Source organism: Streptomyces sp. NPDC000880 (assembly GCF_053599675.1).
The window spans coordinates 62,943-79,923 of record NZ_JBSFMS010000018.1 but is presented as its reverse complement, the minus strand read 5'-3'; the positions used below and the strand labels follow the sequence as shown (position 1 = coordinate 79,923).

Below are 16,981 nucleotides of genomic sequence, written 5' to 3'. Positions count from 1 at the left end.
CCCGCTGCTTCGAGATCGAGGCGCGGCTGCGCGAGGCGCTGGACATCCCGGTCTTCCACGATGACCAGCACGGCACCGCGATCGTCGTCCTCGCCGCCCTCACGAACGCCCTTCGCGTGACGGGCAAAGCGCTGGGCGACATCCGCATCGTCATGTCCGGTGCCGGCGCCGCCGGCACGGCCATCCTGAAACTGCTGCTCTCGGCGGGCGTCAAACACGCCGTCGTGGCCGACATCCACGGCGTCGTGCACGCCGACCGCGAGGACCTGGTGGACGCCGCCCCAGACTCGCCGCTGCGCTGGATCGCCGACAGCACCAACCCCGAGGGACTCGCCGGCACCCTCAAGGAGGCCGTCGTCGGTGCCGACGTCTTCATCGGCGTCTCCGCCCCAAACGTCCTGAACGGCGACGACGTGGCCGCCATGGCCGATGGCGCCATCGTGTTCGCGTTGGCCAACCCCGACCCCGAGGTCGATCCGGCAATCGCCCGCCAGACCGCGGCGGTTGTGGCCACCGGCCGCTCCGACTTCCCCAACCAGATCAACAACGTCCTGGTCTTCCCGGGCGTCTTCCGCGGCCTGCTCGACGCCCAGTCCAGCACGGTCAACACCGAGATGATGCTGGCCGCCGCGACCGCCCTCGCGGACGTCGTCACCGACGACGAGCTCAACCCGAACTACATCATCCCGAGCGTCTTCAACGACAAGGTCGCAGGCGCCGTCGCGCAGGCAGTCCGCCACGCCGCGCAGGCCGGACCGACATCCGCCACTGCCCCCTGACCCAGCGCGCGCACTGGTCTACAGCAGCCCCTTGCCACGCACCCCCGCCGCCCATTCCGAAAGAACTGCCATGCACCTGATGCGTATCGGACCCGAAGGATCTGAGCGTCCCGTGGTCCGCATCGACGAGCACAGCTACGTCGACGTCTCCGACATCGTGCCGGATTTCAACGAAGCCTTCTTCGCAGCCGGCGGGCCGGACACCCTGCGCGAGACCGTCACTGCACGTCTGGACGCAGGCCACGTGCACCGCTTCCAGGCCGAAAGAATCGGTGCGCCCATAGCCCGGCCTCACCAGATCCTGGGTGTCGGCCTCAACTACCGCACCACCGACCAGGTCGAGCCTGCGGAGCCCCTCGTCTTCACCAAGGCCCCCAACTCGCTGTCAGGTCCGTACGACCCGATCTGCATTCCCCGCGGCTCCACGCAGACCGACTGGGAGGTCGAGTTGGGCGTCGTCATCGGCAAACGCTCCCACTACCTGGCCGACGAAGACGCTGCAACCGCCGCCATCGCCGGATACGTGCTGGTCAACGACATCAGCGAGCGGACCTTCCAGAAGGAGCGGGGAGGACAGTGGGTCAAGGGCAAGTCCGCCCCCACCTTCAACCCCTGCGGGCCCTGGCTGGCCACCCCCGACGCCATCGGGGACGCCACGGATCTGCAGCTGTGGCTGGAGCACAACGGCGTCCGCCGCCAGCACGGCAGCACCGAAGACATGATCTTCAGTGCGCCCTACATCATCCACCACCTCAGCCAGTTCATGGTCCTCGAGCCCGGAGACCTCATCAACACCGGCACCCCGTTCGGTGCCGGCAAAGACCTCAGCCCCCCACAGTTCATGCGCACTGGCGACACCCTCACCTGCGGCGCCGACGGCCTGGGCAGCCAGCACCAGACAGCCGTCACCGCCCGCTGACCCATCCGCCCGGCATCTGATCCACGAGCAAGGAAGGCCATGCAGGGAGTTCTCACCGGATTCACGGTGATCGCCGTCGTCATCGCCGTCGGCTACATCCTCGGACGCCGCGGACACCTGGGACACGACGGCCGGACGGTCCTGACCAAACTGGCCTTCAACGTCGCCACCCCTGCCCTGCTCTTCACCACGCTCGCGGGCGCCGACCTGTCGGTCATCCTCTCCGAACGGCTCCTGGTCACCGCGGCCAGTACGGCCGCCGCAGCGTCCGTCTTCATCACCATCGGGCTACTGCGGGGCTGGGGCGCCGGACAGATCACGATCGGCGCCCTGTGCTCCAGCTACGTCAACGCCGGCAATCTCGGTATCCCGATCGCCGTCTACGTCCTGGGAGACGCCTCACTCGTCGCCCCGGTCCTGCTCTTCCAGCAGATCATCGTCACCCCGCTGGCCCTGACCGTCCTCGACCTGACCCAGCCCGGCGAACCGGGCCCGCTCTGGCGGCGCCTGACCACACCACTTCGCAACCCAATGGCGATCAGCTCGCTGGCGGGCGTCACCGTGGCCGCCACCGGATGGAACCTGCCGCAGCCCGCGATCGAACCGCTCACCCTCATCGGCAACATGTCCGTCCCCGCGGTCCTGCTGGCCTTCGGGATCTCTTTGCGCGGCAGCGGCCGGCCAGGCCAGGGGGACAACCGTCCTGCCCTGGCCCTGTCAGCCGTCCTCAAAACGATTGCCCAGCCCCTCATCGCCTGGAGTCTTGGCGCGGGCGTCTTCCACTTGAGCGGCGCCGCGCTGCTTGACGTCGTCGTGACCTCGGCCCTGCCCGCCGCCCAGAACCTCTATACCTACGCCTCGCACTACCGCGTCTCCGAACAACTCGCCAGAGAATCGATCCTGCTGTCGACCCTTGCCTCCATACCGGCGCTGATCACAGTCGCGGCACTCCTGGGATAGGAACCGAGTGCGGAGGAAGTCCCTCGGCAATGACGCGTATGCACGGGCAGCAACGCAAGGGTGGCGGCACGCTGAAGAACCCGCCCTCAAGTCGGCGCCCTACGGCCGACCACGCGTGGGTTCCTCGCGAACGCTATCCAGGATTCTGCGAACCCGCGCGCCTCTCGCTGGGGCGGACAAAAAGGCGTCGTCAGGACAGCTGTCCACCGCCGGGCCCACCCGGTCCTGGAATCCAGCAGAGCGGCCGCCCCCGGGTCAATGCCGTACAGCAGAGACAGCTCAGCCAGCCCGCAGGTCGACATCGTGTGCTCGTACCCCCAGCTCCATGAGAGGTGCCCGTCGGGCGAGCTGTGTGGGGGCGCCCGGCGCCGGTCTTGCTGGACGCTCAGTTCCCGGAGGGGCTTTCGGTTGTCGTGAGGTAGCGGGAGCGCATGGCGTCGCTGGCGGCGGGACCTGCGGTGAAGACGTAGGCGTTGCTGTCGTCGAGGCGGTGACCGGTCTTTGCGTCGACGAGGACGGGTTCGACCTCTGTACCGGTCCTGGTGTCGACAAGGATCATGCTGCGTTCTTCGGGGGTGAGGCGGGAGTTGCCCCAGGCCGCCAGCGCGAGGATGACCGGGCGCAGGGAGCGGCCGAGTTCGGTGAGGACGTACTCGTGGCGTACGGGGTTGGCCTGATAGGGGCGGCGCTCCAGGAGTCCGTCGGCAACCAGGGTCTTGAGGCGGGCGGTGAGCATGCTGGAGGAGATGCCGAGGCTGTCCTGGAACTGGTCGAAGCGGGTGTAGCCGTCGAAGGCGTCGTGGAGGATCAGCAGCGTCCACCATTCCCCGACGTGCTGCACCGTCGTGGACAGCGGGCATTCCCGGTCCTCCAGCCTTATGCGGCTTGCCACAGTGACCATCCCCATTGAGTTGCTGCTAAAGTCGAAGTTACTAGCTTCCACTTTAGCAGTTACTGCGGGAGGGGCGCCCCTGGGCGCCCGCTCCCGGGATCGGAACTTCACGTGACCTCCCCTCTCGGCGAATCCCTCGACGGCCGACGCGCCTTGGTCACCGGCGGTACCAAGGGCTCGGGAGCGGCCATCGCCCGGCGCCTGGAGCAGGCTGGGGCGACCGTGCTGGTAACCGCCCGCAGCCGCCCCCAGGACACCCAGCCCAAGCTGTACATCACTGCCGACCTCGCCACCCCCGAAGGCGCGGCCACCGTGGTGGACGAGGTGCTCGAGCGCCTGGGTGGCATCGACATCCTGGTCAACACCCTCGGCGGCTCCGACGCCCCCACCGGCGGCTTCGCCGCCCTCGGCGAGGGCGACTGGGCCAGGGAACTGAACGTCAATCTGCTCGCCGCGGTCCGCCTGGACCGCGGCCTGCTGCCCGGCATGATCAAAGCCGGGAAGGCCGCGATCGTGCACGTCACCTCGATCCAGCGCCGGATGCCGCTATGGAACGGCACCCTCGCGTACGCCGCAGCCAAGGCCGCGCTGACCACCTACAGCAAGGGCCTCGCCAACGAGGTCGCGCCGTACGGGGTGCGCGTCAACACCGTCTCACCCGGCTTCGTGCAGACCACCGCCGCCGACGCCCTCGTCGACCGCATCGCCCAAGGCGACGGCATCACGACCGAGGCAGCACTCCAGAAGCTGATGGACTCCCTCGGCGGCATCCCGCTCGGCCGCCCCAACCGGCCTGAGGAAGTGGCCGAACTGGTCGCCTTCCTCGTCTCCGACCGCGCCGCGGCCATCGTCGGCGCCGAACACGTCATCGACGGCGGCACCACCCCCACCGTCTGAACCTGTCCTGCCAGAGAAAGGGACCGCCATGAACGCGAACCAGCCCCGCACCATCGACCTCACCGAGCTCCCTGACGTGGTCACCCGCTACCTGGACGCCCACAGGGCCCACGACATGGCCACGGCCATCACGACGTTCACCGGCGACGCGACGGTCGTTGACGACGGCCGGACGTACGACGGCACCGAGGCGATCGAGAAGTGGCTGAACCGGTCCTCGAGCGAGTACACGTACACCAGCCGCCTCACCGGCGCCCAGCAGGCAGACGGCACCCACTTCATCGCCATCCAGCACCTCGAAGGCGACTTCCCCGGCGGCGTCGTCGACCTGCACTACCGCTTCAGCCTCCGCGGCGGCCACATCGAGCGGCTCGTCATCGAACCCTAAAGCCCCGCCCCACCGTCGCTGCCCCCTTTCTCGGCGCGGCACGCGCGGCACCTGCGCGCAAGCCCGCCAACAATCGCGCTCACTCGCCAAGTGAAGCGCTCAGTTGTGACCGAGAACTTTAGTTGGCAAATCATGGACTGAGCTGTGCAGGTCAGAAGCACGTGGAGAATTCTTGTTGGCGAATCTTGAGAAGGGTAGTTGGCGAATCTCGGCTCGGTGGATGCTCACTGTCCGTGAGTGTCGTGGTGAGGCGGTCCGACGTCGGCAGGAGTGGCTGGGGCCAGCGGGTGGCTGCCGACGGCTTGGCTCCGGGTGGCCTCGATGAGCGTTGAGCGGGACGCGATCACTGTGATGTGAGCGGTTTGCCAGCTCATCAGTAAAACGTAGACGTACTGATTGAGGACGTTGATTGAAGGCGACGGATGGCTCTTAGTGGTGCCGTTGGACTGCACCCAACGCGACAGATGTGTCGTAGGCGTGGGACCCACTTGGGTGCACCGAGGTAACGATCACTCCGCTGATCTGGGGTTTTTGCGCTGGTTGGCATTGAAGCGCGCTTTCTTCTGACGATTGCCGCACGTGTTCATGTCGCACCATTTGCGGGTGCGACTTTGGCTGGTGTCGAAGAAGGCGGCTTGGCAGGTCGGTGAGGCGCACAGGGCCAGTTTTCCGTCTCGTTCGCCCGAGATGATGCTGATCGCGTCGGCGGCGATCACGCTGAGGGCGTCTTCCACGCAGGAAGCCGAGCTGAGCTGCCATTGCCGCTTGCCCTCGGGCGTCAGGATGGCCGCGGCCCGACCCGGAGCACTGCGGTTATTGATGACGTGGACGGCAGGTGCGGGGAGAGCGTCCTGGATCGCGGCTGCTGTCGCGGCGGCGTGAATCGACTCCCTCAGTTCCCGGGCGAGGTCGAGCTGGGCGGTGGTGCAGGAGTCCACGGCGAGGCCGTACACGGCCAGCCAGTCGACGAGTCGCTGCGGCGTGGGAATGCGCTCCACGGCGTCGCCATGACGCTCCGACAGAGTCCCCGTGAAGCTGGTCGCCAGCACCGAACCGAGGCGGAAGTCAGGGAAGCCAGCACACATGGAACCACCTTAGCTGGTTGCGGCGTGTCTCGGAGAACTGTTAGAACCGTCTTAGCCGGTTCCACGAAGCCAGGAGGTCTCATGCCCCGTCCGACCAGCGACGTGCAAGCATTTGAAGCCCACGCAACTGACGCCGACCTCGACGATCTGCGCGTGCGACTGGCCGCGGCGCGACTGCCGGAGGCCGAGACGGTTCATGGCGCCGCGCCCGGCTCTCGCCGGTGGGAGCAGGGCGTTCCTCTCGCCGACCTCGTCGATGTCGTGAACTACTGGCGCACCGGGTATGACTGGCGGTCTTTCGAAGAGCGCCTTGACCGGATCGGCCAGTTCCGCACGACCATTGATGGTCTGGGAATCCACTTCCTGTACCGCCGATCCGCGCGCGCGGATGCCACTCCTCTGATCTTGACGCACGGCTGGCCGGGCAGCATTGCTGAGTTCACCGATGTAGTGGAGGAGTTGGCGGATCCGAAGGATGCGGACGCGCCGGCGTTCCACGTCGTGGTCCCGTCGCTGCCGGGCTTCGGATACAGCGACAAGCCGGCCACCACCGGGTGGGGAACCGAAAAGATCGCGGCCGCATGGGTCGAACTGATGGGAAGGCTCGGCTACAGCAAGTTCGTAGCCCACGGCGGCGACTGGGGAGGCAACATCACCACGGTCCTCGGCGGCAGGTTCCCGGCGCACGTTCTCGGCATCCACACCACGTTCGCGGAGGCGCCGCCCGGGTTGACGACGGACGGGCTGACGGCGGTCGAGCGCCAGTGGACCGAGGAAACTCGCGATTTCTGGCACCACCGCGCGGCGTACGCGAAGCAGCAGGCGACCCGGCCGCAGACCATCGGCTACTCACTCGTCGACTCACCGGTCGGGCTTCTTGCCTGGATCCTCGACAAGTTCGCCGAGTGGTCAGACACCGAAGACAGCCCGTTCGAGACGATTTCCAGGGACCGCATTCTTGACGACGTCACCCTGTATTGGCTGACGCGGACCGGCGCATCGTCGGCCCGCATTTACTACGAAAGCCACAACTCACTCGACCCCGAACTCCGGGTCGACGTCCCGTCAGCGATCACTATGTACCCCCGCGACATCGAGAAGAGCCCGCGGACCTGGGCACAGGAGCGGTACCGCCAGATCGTCCGCTGGAGGTCACCCGAAACCGGGGGACATTTCCCGTCGCTGGAGGTCCCCGAGTATTTCGTCAAAGACCTACAAGAGGGCCTCGCGGCAGTGCTGGCCGCTAATCGGTGAACGCGGCTGGGTGCCGGCACTCGATCACCGCATGATCCGGCTCAAGGCGTTGCCCGACGGCTTCCAGACCGAGTTCATCGAGACGGCAGAACGTGGTCAGACAGGGCGCGGCGAAGATAGCGGTGGAGCATGTCGAGGTCTTTCGGATGGTAGACCTCGACGCCTACCCGCCAACACCCCCAACTGCGAAGAGCCGGTTTGCCGTTCTCGATGCTTCGGGCCAGCTGGTTTGCGTACTCGGTAAGGACTTTCCGCAGGTCGCCGTAGTGGCGGACGGCGTCGGGGCGGGCAGTTGGCACCACGTTGTGTTGCGCCTCAGTGCCCTGTGCAATTCCAGCCATTGGTCTTCGAAGACGGCCGCCGCCGAGCAGACAGACGCGGTCTTGCCGTAGTTGCCCCAGCCGCTGATCATGACGCCGGCGCGTGTCGGATCGTCCTGCTTCATCGTGTTGCCGCGTAACCGGCGCCGGATCAGCTTGCCGACCTTGTCGTGCATGGGTGTGTCTTGCAGCGGGAGGTTGGCATTCGTCAGCTGCCGGTAGAGGTCGTAGTCGGACTGGCGGTTCTCGGGGATCGTCGGCCACTGCTGCAGTGAGATCTTTGGGGCGGGGACGAGTAGGCCGCAGGTGGTGCGGTAGTGCTGCCAGCCGACGTAGGTGTCGCGGGGCGGACGGCCGCCCAGGATCAATTCGGCAATCTTGGCTCGTGGGGGCAGGCCCGCCAACGGATTTTCGTGAGGGAGCGGTCGGGTCACGCGTCGTCCTCCCGGATACTCGTGTCGGCTTCTGAGTCATCGCGGGGCGGCGGCAAGAACATGGGCCGCCGACGCAGGGCCTCGTGCAGTGTGGGCGGGGCAACAGGCCTGATTCCGGCGAGTGCTTCTTCGCGGCGCCGACGACGGTCGCTGTCGATCGAGTGGTCGATCGTGCGGGCGTGTTCGGCCCAGGCTGCCGGCATCTCAGCCGAAGTCGGCTCATCCGCGGAGGCTGGCGCGATGGGGGCAGCGGGGCGGTCGACCGCCGCAGTCTGAGCGCGGGACATCTCGCGGGCCTGGGCAACGCGCTGCTTCTTCCCGGCCTTCTTCTTGGCCTGGCTGGGCCATTGGTCGACGGGGGTGACCGAGCCGAGGATCTCCAGCAGATACTCCAGAAGCTCGTTCTCGGAGTGGATCCTGATGTTGTTCGCCTTCACGTGTGCCAGGAGAGCGCCGGCGGTCTTGTCCGAGAAGGCGGGGACTTCACCCTCGGGCGGCAGCCCTCGCCAGCGCAGGACGTGCCAGGTGTCGGCGTACGAGCGGAAGTGCATAGCTGCGTACGTTTGAACGTGCAGGGGTGTCAAGCGACTTCGGTCTCCCGCTCGATGGCCTTGAGGCGGTTCTTCAACCGGTAGCTGGGGCCGTTGATGGGGACGACGTCGCAGTGGTGGAGGAGCCGGTCGAGGATTGCGGTGGCGAGGACTTCGTCGCCGAAGACCTGGCCCCATTCGCTGAAGGTCTTGTTCGAGGTGAGGATGATCGAGCCCTTTTCGTAGCGCTTGGAGATCACCTGGAAGACCAGATTCGCTTCCGCTCGTTCGAGGGGCTGGTAGCCGACTTCGTCGACCACGAGGACGCTCGGCCGTAGGTAGGTGCCGAGCTTGTTGCTCAGCCGTCCGGCTGCCTCGGCGGTTTTGAGGTTGCGGACCATGTCGTCGAGGCTGGTGAAGTAGATCGAGTAGCCCGCCCGGCAGGCCGCGACCGCCAGGGCGATGGCGATGTGGGTCTTGCCGACCCCGGGCGGCCCGAGCAGAGCCGCGTTCGCTTTGGCTTCCACGAAGGACAGGGTGGCGAGGTCCTTGACCTTGCGCGGGTCGAGTTCGGGCTGGAACGCAAAGTCGTACTCGTCGAGCGTCTTGTGGTGCGGAAGCCTGGAGAGCCGCAGGCCCTGGCGGAAGCGGCGGTCATCGCGCACGGCCAGTTCTTCGGATAGCACCAGGTCGAGGAAGTCGAGGTAGCCCATCTTCGCTTCGTCGGCCCGCCGGGTGTACTCGCTGATGGCTTCGGCCAGGTGGGGAAGGCCGAGCTTGCCGGCCGTGGTGCGGATGCGTGTGGAGACCAGCTCGCTCAAGACGATTCCCTCGTGCTCGGGTGGGTGGTGAAGGGGCGGGTGCCGGTCAGCTCGTCATAGACCGACAGTGGTCGGCGGCCGACCTCGATCCGGGTGGCCGCGGCCCGGTTCAGCAGGGCCTGCAGCGGGCCGGTCTCCTCGCCGAGAGGACGCTCGTGACGCGGCCGGGCCGGGACGTCGCCGGTGGTGACCCGGCGTCCCTTGCCGGTGGGCAGGCCGTCCCAGTGCTTCTCCTCCACGACACGGACGCCGCGGCCGACCGCCCGCGGGTGCATGGCCAGCAGGGTTTCCCCGCCGGCATCGGGGGTGGTGGAGTGCAGCATGACCTGGGATTTCGTGGCTCTGATCTCCACCAGTTGGCGCGGGCGGACCTTGCGGGCCGGCACCGAATAGAGGTTGCCGCCGAAGGCGACCAGGCAGTCCTTGCCGACCGGCCGCAGATGCCGTTCGGCCACCAGATAGGCACTCGGCGGCAGCGGCTTGAGGGCCGCGTGGTCCCGGGCGGCACGATGCCCGATCACCTCGCGGTGGGTCTTGTGGATCTGAGCCCGTCGCTGCGGCACCCAGGTGGCGAACGCCGCGTCCATCTCCTCAAGGGATGAGAAGGCTCTCCCGGACAGGACGTGGTCGCGCACGATCAGGACCTGCCGCTCGACCCGGCCCTTGCCCTGTGGCCGGTAAGCGGCCAGCACGTCGATGTCGAAGTCGTAGTGGCCGGCGAACCCGACCGCCTCCGGATGCAGCGGGACCGCCTCACCGGGAGCGACGTGGCGGCGCACGACGGTCTTGGTGCGGTCGTAGACGATTGTCATCGGCACCCCTCTAATATGCGGGTCTCGATGTCAAGCCTCCGTGGTGAGGGAGAGGTTGGTGCCCAGCCTCACACGATCCGCCGCGATGTCATCGAGGTTGGGCCGGTCCGCGGCGAGGTGTCAGTGAAGCTGCTCGGCAGACTGGGGAAAGCATTGTCAGTGGCCGAGGTGATACTGGCGCGATGAAGACGTCCTCCTCCACCGCAGCCAGTTCAGCCGATCCTTCCCTCATCTGGGTCGAGTCGATGGGCGGACCCTTGATCGCCGTACCAGTCTCCGTATTGGACGGATGGCGTGGCTGCACGGAGTCGGGGATGGTCATCGGCGACGGGGACGTCCCAGACGATTACGACCGCGCCTGCGAGGTGGACGATCTGGTCGGCGTGATTTCTGTCGGCGAGGAAGGCGCGCGAGGACTTGTCCTGGCAGACCAACCCGCCACCACCTGCTATCTGCCAGAACACCACGCCTTCGTCCGCTGGCTCGGAGCCGACTCCGAGGCCGATCTGATCGCCGCAGCCAAGGCTGTTCTCACCGACCCCACCACCCCGTGGGAGAAGTGCGGTGTCTGGGAGACAGACGGCCCGGCCGTGCTCATGGACTCTGTCACCGCCGGAGCCGAGCTGGACGTCGAGTACCCCAACCACGGAGGACTGCCGGAGCAGGCCCCCGTCCCGATACGACCAGGCCGCTGGACAGCCCGCGCCGTCCACGCTTCCCCCAACGACGACACCTCGGTGGGTCTGGTCCAGCTTCTGCTCTCTGACGGAGACTCATTCTCATAGGGACAAGAGATCAGGAGGCTTCTTCATCAAGTCGGCTGAGGAGTCCGTCAAAGATCTGCTCGCGTGCGACCTGTCCCTTGGCTGCCGCGTCGTCTCGCTGGCGTTGGAGGGTAGGGCGGAACTCGATCGTGGTGGCGAAGAACGTGCAGGACTCGCAGATCGACTCGAAGTGGCAGTCCATCTCGACAGGGCGAGCGCAGTAGCCGTTGCCGAGCATCCTGCGGTGCATCTCCCGGCGGAGCTTGGCCATCTCCGTTCCCTCGGCATCGGCCGGCAGCTGGCGCGGGGCGTCGTAGAGCGCCTCGACCTTCTCCGAGACGGCGAAATATTCGTCTGCGACGGTCCGGTCGGCGATCCGCGCGTAAACACGTGTCATGGACAACGACTTGTGTCCGAGTAGCGCGGCGATGGCCTCCAGGGACATGCCCCGGTTGATCGCTTGGGTGGCCAGAGTGTGCCTCAGCTGGTGTGGCGTGACCCGGCCGAGTCCGGCCTGCTGGGCGGCCTTGCGGACAGCGGCTTCGATGCGGGAGGCGTTGACCGGGCGGCCGTGGTCGGTGAACAGCAGGTTCGAGCGCAGGCCCTCGGGCCGGTGCAGCAGCCAGTCATCCAGCAGTGTCTTGAGCTGCGGGTGCAAGGGAACATAGCGGTCGGTGTGCATCTTGCCGACGGGGACGCGGAGCCAGTAGGCGGAGCCGATCTGGACTACCGCGTCGATGGTGAGGCCGAGCATCTCGCTGCGGCGCATCCCGGTGCGGGCGAGGATCTCGATGGTCAGCCGGGCGAATGGATCGGGATCCTTGCGGGCGGCGGCCAGCAGCTTGGCGGCCGCAGCGTCGTCGAGGAAGCGCGGCAGCGGCTCGTCCGCGATCGGGAAATCGCCTTCGAACACCAGTTGGCGGGGCGGCCGGTCGACGGCGTCCCACTCGTCCAGGCGGCGGAAGAATCCCCGGAGTTTGCTCAGCCGGTCGCGGACGGTGTGCCGGTGCAGTGTTCCTCCGCGGGCGGCCGGTCGCTCCAGCAGCCATTGCCGATAGCCTTCGACGTGCCGCCGCTTGAGCTCGGCGACACAGGTCACGTGCGGATCTTCTGCAGCGAGCAGGGCGAACTCCCGCAGCGTCAGCTCGGCGTTCTTCACGGTGCCGGGCCGCAACGTTCCAGCGATCTGCTGCAGGTAGTGCTGCATGGTGTCCGATATCCCGGCCGGGACGCGGGACCACTCCTGGGCCCTCATGTCGGCCCGGTCCGGCGATCGACGACGCGGGAGCTGGTCGGTCAACTCGCAGTGGAAGAGAGTCGCCTCCAGGTTGAACAGGGCAGTCGACAGGGCCTTGACACCGCGATTGGGGATGCGGCGGGCCGCCTCCAGCAGCAGGTGGCGCCCCTCGTCCCAGTCGCTCTGCTGCAGCTCGTGCGGCTGCTTGCCGAACAGGGCCACGAAATGGCCCAGCAGGTTGAACTGGGTCATGGCCAGCGCCTCGCGAAAGCCGAGGGAACGGGCAGTCTCCATGAACTGCAGGTGCAGTTCCGGTTCCGTGCGAGCGAGCACGATGCCCAATCGCGGGCGCCGGGCAACGAGGTAGTCCGCGCCCGGCTGCATCCGTCCAGTGACCGAGAGCCAGCTGATGAACCGGTGGGTCTCGTGATTGAAGGCGAGCTGGCGTTCCAGCGGCAGGTGGGAGAAGTCCTCCAGGTCGGGCACCGCGGCGAGCAGAGCGCGGGCTCCCCAGCGGACCTTGTGATCGGTGTTCATGCCCTGCGCGGCCCGGTGAGCGAGATAGAACTCGACCAGGTCCGGGCGCACGATCGGCAAGGCCGCAGCCCGGGCCCGGCGCATCAGGCGTCTGCCCGGTCGGCGTCGATCGCGGCACTCGCCTGCAGGTACTGCTCGACGAGCCAGCTGTTCGCCAGGTGTATGTAGATCCGGGTCGACTCGATGGAGCGGTGTCCGGCCTGAGCCTGTACCGCTTCCAGGGCCATGCCTGCCTCCCGCAGCCGGGTCAGGCAGGTGTGCCGGAGCTGGTGGCATGTCAACTTCGGCAGTCCGGTCCGTTTCCGGACGCCGTCGAGGATCTCATCCAGACCGTCGGCGGACAGCGGCCGGCCACGAGTCGGCCCGCGCAACACCACGAACAACTGGTCGTGGTCGACCGACGGACGCTCATGGTCCAGGTAGTCACCGACCGCGCTGAAGAACTGCGCGGAGACCGGTATCAGGCGCTGGTGTCCGCCCTTGCCCTCACTGATGAAGACCCGACGCTCGCCCGGTGAGAGGTCGCCGAACCGCAGGCCAAGAACCTCGCAGCGGCGCAGTCCGCCCAGCACCATCCCGAGGACCATGGCCCGGTCCCGTGCGGTGTTCAGCGCGCCGAGGACCGTCTCGACCTCGCCAGGTCCGAGGACACGCGGGAGGGTGCGGGGCGTGCGCAGGAGCGGTGCCCCGCGGTTGCCGCTGCGGCGGCGGTTGGCCAGCCCTGTCGGCACCGGGTTGCGGTCGAAGGCGAGGTCGTCGCGGGTCATCAGGTAGCCGAACAGCCCAGAGACGCTGGCGAGTCGGCGCTTGATGGTCCGTGCCGAGAGTCCAACTTCACCGTCTTCGAGCCGGACCACCTTTGGCCCCCGCCGCGGCTTCTTCTGCGCGGTGATGAACGCGAAGATGTCCGCGGTGACGACGTCGGCCGGCTCCTTGGGCACCGCCGAGAAGAACACCTTCAGGTCGTAGGCGGTGGCCAGCAGCGTGTTCGGCCGGCAGCGTGCCGCCACGAACTCCAGGTAGTCGTCAACCAGGGCATGCCCGAGCGATGCCGCGGGGTTTCCCGCAGCATCGACGCGTCGTACCAACCGCGGCTGCCAGGCCATCCGAGCTCCTCGACGGGAGCGACCATCCTGACCGGGAACACGAGATCGCGGAAGAGTTGTCACCCACATAACCGCCGAAGTGCGCGAACGCCTGGCGGTGGCAGTCGAAGAACGTCTGCAGGTCCAGGCTGGTGGTGAAGCAGCAGAACGGGTCGCGCGAGTACGACAGCACCATGTGGAATGAGTAGACCTTGGGGATGCCCATATGGGCGAGGATCTTGCCCTCGTCGCCCCAGTCGACTTGGGCCTGGGCGCCTGGGATCACCTCGAACCGTCGGTGCATCCCGGCCAGTTCCCTCGGCGTGATGCCCAGTTCCTCGGCGACCCTCGGGCGCGCTTCCTGAACGTAGAGCTTGACTCGCTGGTAGCTGCCGGTGAACCCGTACTCCTTCGCCAGCCGCTCATGGATCACCGCGGCCTTCATCAGGACCTCTGCCCGCAGCATCGCGTCGATCAAGGGCGCAACCTCGTCGACCACCCGCTGGCGTGGAGAGCCCTTCGCCGTCCGACGCGGCGGCGCGGATGACCCGTCGGCAGACAAGTACTTGCTGACCGTCCGCCAGTTCAGCCCGGTCTCCTTGGCCACCTCCGACAGGCTCATGGCCCCGGACTCGACCAGGCCACGAAAGCGCCGGAGTTCCAGCCAGCGCTGCGGGTCCAAGACCACGATCGACCCCTCTCTGCAACCTTGAACAACAAGCAGCAGCGTGCAGGGCGCCAACTCTCAGCACATCAAGAACTATGCACGTACAGTCGTACGTGGCTATGCACGTTCACGTGTACGCCGACACCAGGCCTCGTGGTCGGCCGGGTCCTGGAAGAACACCTGCCGACGGTCTCTTCGGTCGCTGCGGACCACCCACTGGCCCGCTTGTTTGCCGCCTCGGGAGGATGGCTGCAGAAAGCGCGGCTCATCTAGGACCGGGTGGTAATACCAAAGCCCGAGGATCTTCACTCCGCGTCGCGGGTGGATCTTCACGTGATGCTTGCGCAGGACCTTGTAGTAGAAGCTCGGTTCGGGGAAGTCCAGGTCGGAGCCGCCCTGTTCCATCGCCGCAGCGAACAGGGTGTTGGGACTGTGGTTCTCACCCGGCGCCCAACTCGGGGCGTATTCGCCTAGTTTACGGTTCTGCCAGATCTGGACGATCCAGGTCGCGATGATGTGCTCGGCTTGCGCGAGCGTGAGGCTCGCATCGCGTTCCGGGTCGGCCCCGCGATCCGCGACGTCACCGCCGGTGAAGCCCAGCAAGTGCTCGAAGAGCATGGTCTGGATGGTGAGGAACTGGCGCTCGACCGCGAACTTGTCGGTCTGCCGCAGGATGCGGGCAGGAAGGATCCGGCAGCCGATCTCCCGCTCGGCCTCCACCAAGTCGTGGTTCTTGTAGGGACCGCCGTGGTCAGTTGTGACCGTCTCCGGAGCGAAGAAAGGCAGAGCAGCGACTTTGTGCCCGGTGAACTCCGCGATCACATCGGCAGGGACCCTGGCGTAGGGCCATTCCATGTCCTCGCCCCAGCCGTCCCGCATCGGACGCGGCAGCATCACGTCCCGCAGCAGCATCGCGATGTCGACCGAGGTGTCGGACTGGAGCGTAAGCCGGAAGGCCGGCAGCCCGTGCGTGTAGAGATCGAGTGCGAGGATCAGCGTCGCGGTGATCGCGTCGCCGAACACGGTCTCGCGCAGCTTCACCGGCATCGGGGTCGAGTCCAGCACCAGAACCTGGCCCGGCCGGTGGACCACCATCCGGCCGGAGACCCCGGCCTCCGCGGCCGCCTCCGCCGTCCGCCCGTAACGTGGCCGGGCTCCGCCGGGGCCGAACCACTCCTGCCAGACGTGGTCGAGCGTCGAGCGGGAAGGGATCTTCTTGGTCGGAAACGCAGGGAACCGCTCGCTCATGTACTGGTGCATCAGCCGGTGCCTGGCGGCCATGCTCAGACGGGCGCGTTCGCTGCACTCGGCCTTGACGGCGAAGATCGCCTCGCGGACCTCCTCGGTGATGCTGCGGTGCCCGCTGCGTCGTCGTGTCCAGCGCCCGTCCGCGCAGGCCAGCAGGAGACTGTCGCCCGAAAGCGCCGACAGGCGCTCCAGCGTCCGGAAGCTGAGGTGCTGCAGGCCAAGCCGGACCGCCTCCGGGCGGGGCATCGCCTTTATCTCCGCAGCCTTCGCGTAGCGGCGCTGGGTCAGCGTCGTGCGGTCCGGATCGTAGGCCGGCCGGGGCTCACCCGGCAGGGCCCGAGCCGGATGGCCCTCCCGGAACCCCGTCTCGGCTTCCAGCACGTGCGCAGCCCGCAGCCGGGCCCGTTCCAGCTGGTCCTCGGTCAGGTCGGCCAGTGTCCTCGGCTGCCGGGAGACCGGCGACGGGCGACCCGACTCTTCGGCCGTCGGCAGGAGCCGCAGATCGGGATGGTTGAGGAGCCAGCGGAACGAGCGGGTCTCCGTGCGGCCGTCGTCATCCACGAGGACGAGCCGACCGAACTGGTCATGGACGTCTTCGATCGTCCACTCGACGCCGTTGAGCGTGACCCGCCTGCCCGGCGCGATCTGCAAGAATCCCCTCGCTGCCATCACGCCGCCCAGATCAGCGAGCTGTCCCGCAGAGGACTGCCCAGGTCAACACCTAGCTCGCGCTGCCAGAGCAGCCGGACGATGTTCGCCCGGCCAACAGAAGGCACGCTGGTCGCGCCCGTCAGCTCGGAGAACGTCATCACCTGCCCCTGCTGCCCGCCGATGGCGGAGAGCAGCTGGTCGCGCATGCCGAGCCGGTCCCCCGTCGGCCGCCGGCGCGAAGACATGTGATCAAGGACGCTCCAGACATGCGGGCGCCAGCCCGCGACCATCGAGTACCGCCAGCCGCAGGCCGCCGCCACTTCTCTGGCCGCCGCGAACCTCAGTGCGTCCTCTTCCTTGATCAGCTCCATCGGGCGCACGTCCAGCAACCACATCCCGCCGCCGATCACGGCCAGAAAGTCCGGGATGTGCCAGGCCTGCCCGCCCGCATGCTCGAAGTCCAGCCGGAACGGCTGCGACAGCACCTCCGATGCCCTCAAGAAGTCCAGCGCGACCAGCAGGCGCATCTCCTCCAACGACTCGAAGCCGTGCTTCCTGCCTGTGGAGGCCATCACTTCAAGCCCGGGGCGATGCCGCTGCTTCGCCCGCCACGTGAACCCCCGCATCGGGCGGGACGACAGCACCGGTACGTGAGCCATATCCCGGATCGGCCAGCAGACCTTGCCATCGCCCACGTGCCA

18 protein-coding genes are annotated in these 16,981 nt (G+C 67.2%); 7 read left to right on the top strand and 11 right to left on the bottom strand.

Annotated features, from left to right (window positions below):
- The 3 genes from ACWDO5_RS09125 to ACWDO5_RS09115 form a co-directional block, all read left to right on the top strand.
- On the top strand, positions 1–779 hold a 779-nt coding region (locus ACWDO5_RS09125), incomplete at its 5' end, for an NAD(P)-dependent malic enzyme (RefSeq protein WP_450529683.1).
- Positions 780–849: 70 nt separating this feature from the next.
- On the top strand, positions 850–1,698 hold the full coding sequence (locus ACWDO5_RS09120) for a fumarylacetoacetate hydrolase family protein (protein WP_450529682.1): 849 nt from the start codon (positions 850–852) through the stop codon (positions 1,696–1,698).
- Between the two features lie 39 nt (positions 1,699–1,737).
- Entirely contained in the window at positions 1,738–2,658 is a 921-nt protein-coding gene (locus ACWDO5_RS09115) for an AEC family transporter (RefSeq protein ID WP_450529681.1), read from the top strand.
- 385 nt (positions 2,659–3,043) lie between these two features.
- Here the strand turns inward: ACWDO5_RS09115 and ACWDO5_RS09110 are convergent, their stop codons facing one another.
- A complete protein-coding gene (locus ACWDO5_RS09110; protein WP_450529686.1) occupies positions 3,044–3,559 on the bottom strand; it encodes a winged helix-turn-helix transcriptional regulator in 516 nt (171 codons plus the stop codon).
- A gap of 102 nt (positions 3,560–3,661) precedes the next feature.
- Here ACWDO5_RS09110 and ACWDO5_RS09105 point away from each other — a divergent pair, with 102 nt between their 5' ends.
- On the top strand, positions 3,662–4,447 hold the full coding sequence (locus ACWDO5_RS09105; protein WP_450529680.1) for an SDR family oxidoreductase: 786 nt from the start codon (positions 3,662–3,664) through the stop codon (positions 4,445–4,447).
- Between the two features lie 28 nt (positions 4,448–4,475).
- Entirely contained in the window at positions 4,476–4,835 is a 360-nt protein-coding gene (locus tag ACWDO5_RS09100) for a nuclear transport factor 2 family protein (protein WP_450529679.1), read from the top strand.
- Between the two features lie 509 nt (positions 4,836–5,344).
- Here ACWDO5_RS09100 and ACWDO5_RS09095 read toward each other — a convergent pair.
- Positions 5,345–5,920, bottom strand: coding sequence for a CGNR zinc finger domain-containing protein (locus tag ACWDO5_RS09095; protein ID WP_450529678.1), 576 nt, complete (start codon positions 5,918–5,920; stop codon positions 5,345–5,347).
- Positions 5,921–6,001: 81 nt separating this feature from the next.
- Between ACWDO5_RS09095 and ACWDO5_RS09090 the strand changes: the two genes are divergently transcribed.
- Positions 6,002–7,174: an epoxide hydrolase family protein gene (locus ACWDO5_RS09090; protein WP_450529677.1), complete on the top strand. Its 1,173-nt coding sequence runs from the start codon at positions 6,002–6,004 to the stop codon at positions 7,172–7,174.
- Positions 7,175–7,337: 163 nt separating this feature from the next.
- Here ACWDO5_RS09090 and ACWDO5_RS09085 read toward each other — a convergent pair whose 3' ends face one another.
- The 4 genes from ACWDO5_RS09085 to ACWDO5_RS09070 are packed head-to-tail and all read right to left on the bottom strand — an operon-like array spanning position 7,338 to position 10,091.
- On the bottom strand, positions 7,338–7,928 hold the full coding sequence (locus ACWDO5_RS09085) for a hypothetical protein (RefSeq protein ID WP_450529676.1): 591 nt from the start codon (positions 7,926–7,928) through the stop codon (positions 7,338–7,340).
- Complete coding sequence (locus ACWDO5_RS09080) at positions 7,925–8,479, bottom strand: hypothetical protein (RefSeq protein WP_450529675.1); 555 nt, start codon at positions 8,477–8,479, stop codon at positions 7,925–7,927. The genes ACWDO5_RS09085 and ACWDO5_RS09080 overlap by 4 nt, the downstream gene beginning before the upstream one ends.
- Positions 8,480–8,508: 29 nt before the next feature.
- Positions 8,509–9,279 carry an IS21-like element helper ATPase IstB gene (istB, locus tag ACWDO5_RS09075; RefSeq protein ID WP_450529674.1) on the bottom strand — a complete coding sequence of 257 codons (771 nt, stop codon included), beginning with the start codon at positions 9,277–9,279 and terminating at the stop codon, positions 8,509–8,511.
- The gene (locus ACWDO5_RS09070) at positions 9,276–10,091 is read right to left on the bottom strand and encodes a Mu transposase domain-containing protein (protein WP_450529673.1); all 816 of its coding nucleotides are present in this window, start codon (positions 10,089–10,091) and stop codon (positions 9,276–9,278) included. The genes istB and ACWDO5_RS09070 overlap by 4 nt, the downstream gene beginning before the upstream one ends.
- Before the next feature lie 182 nt (positions 10,092–10,273).
- Here ACWDO5_RS09070 and ACWDO5_RS09065 point away from each other — a divergent pair, with 182 nt between their 5' ends.
- Positions 10,274–10,876 (top strand): Imm21 family immunity protein, encoded by a 603-nt coding sequence (locus ACWDO5_RS09065; protein WP_450529672.1) that lies wholly within the window; start codon positions 10,274–10,276, stop codon positions 10,874–10,876.
- A 10-nt stretch (positions 10,877–10,886) separates the two neighbouring features.
- On the opposite strand, the gene ACWDO5_RS09060 is transcribed toward ACWDO5_RS09065, so the two are convergent.
- The 5 genes from ACWDO5_RS09060 to ACWDO5_RS09040 are packed head-to-tail and all read right to left on the bottom strand — an operon-like array spanning position 10,887 to position 16,939.
- On the bottom strand, positions 10,887–12,680 hold the full coding sequence (locus ACWDO5_RS09060; RefSeq protein WP_450529685.1) for a tyrosine-type recombinase/integrase: 1,794 nt from the start codon (positions 12,678–12,680) through the stop codon (positions 10,887–10,889).
- A 32-nt stretch (positions 12,681–12,712) separates the two neighbouring features.
- Positions 12,713–13,735, bottom strand: a complete 1,023-nt coding sequence (locus tag ACWDO5_RS09055) for a tyrosine-type recombinase/integrase (RefSeq protein WP_450529671.1) — start codon at positions 13,733–13,735, stop codon at positions 12,713–12,715.
- Entirely contained in the window at positions 13,656–14,456 is an 801-nt protein-coding gene (locus tag ACWDO5_RS09050) for a hypothetical protein (protein ID WP_450529670.1), read from the bottom strand. Before ACWDO5_RS09050 ends, ACWDO5_RS09055 begins: the two co-directional genes overlap by 80 nt.
- A gap of 42 nt (positions 14,457–14,498) precedes the next feature.
- Complete coding sequence (locus ACWDO5_RS09045) at positions 14,499–16,280, bottom strand: transposase (protein ID WP_450529669.1); 1,782 nt, start codon at positions 16,278–16,280, stop codon at positions 14,499–14,501.
- A gap of 17 nt (positions 16,281–16,297) precedes the next feature.
- On the bottom strand, positions 16,298–16,939 hold the full coding sequence (locus ACWDO5_RS09040; RefSeq protein ID WP_450529668.1) for a TnsA-like heteromeric transposase endonuclease subunit: 642 nt from the start codon (positions 16,937–16,939) through the stop codon (positions 16,298–16,300).
- Positions 16,940–16,981: the final 42 nt, after the last annotated feature.

What these genes read in the sequence shown, in the direction of transcription:
- ACWDO5_RS09120 (WP_450529682.1), top strand. Translation starts at nt 850, where the DNA reads ATGCACCTGATGCGTATCGGACCCGAAGGATCTGAGCGTCCCGTGGTC.
- ACWDO5_RS09115 (WP_450529681.1), top strand. Translation starts at nt 1,738, where the DNA reads ATGCAGGGAGTTCTCACCGGATTCACGGTGATCGCCGTCGTCATCGCC.
- ACWDO5_RS09110 (WP_450529686.1), bottom strand. Translation starts at nt 3,559, where the DNA reads ATGGTCACTGTGGCAAGCCGCATAAGGCTGGAGGACCGGGAATGCCCG.
- ACWDO5_RS09100 (WP_450529679.1), top strand. Translation starts at nt 4,476, where the DNA reads ATGAACGCGAACCAGCCCCGCACCATCGACCTCACCGAGCTCCCTGAC.
- ACWDO5_RS09095 (WP_450529678.1), bottom strand. Translation starts at nt 5,920, where the DNA reads ATGTGTGCTGGCTTCCCTGACTTCCGCCTCGGTTCGGTGCTGGCGACC.
- ACWDO5_RS09090 (WP_450529677.1), top strand. Translation starts at nt 6,002, where the DNA reads ATGCCCCGTCCGACCAGCGACGTGCAAGCATTTGAAGCCCACGCAACT.
- ACWDO5_RS09080 (WP_450529675.1), bottom strand. Translation starts at nt 8,479, where the DNA reads ATGCACTTCCGCTCGTACGCCGACACCTGGCACGTCCTGCGCTGGCGA.
- ACWDO5_RS09070 (WP_450529673.1), bottom strand. Translation starts at nt 10,091, where the DNA reads ATGACAATCGTCTACGACCGCACCAAGACCGTCGTGCGCCGCCACGTC.
- ACWDO5_RS09065 (WP_450529672.1), top strand. Translation starts at nt 10,274, where the DNA reads ATGAAGACGTCCTCCTCCACCGCAGCCAGTTCAGCCGATCCTTCCCTC.
- ACWDO5_RS09055 (WP_450529671.1), bottom strand. Translation starts at nt 13,735, where the DNA reads ATGGCCTGGCAGCCGCGGTTGGTACGACGCGTCGATGCTGCGGGAAAC.
- ACWDO5_RS09040 (WP_450529668.1), bottom strand. Translation starts at nt 16,939, where the DNA reads ATGGCTCACGTACCGGTGCTGTCGTCCCGCCCGATGCGGGGGTTCACG.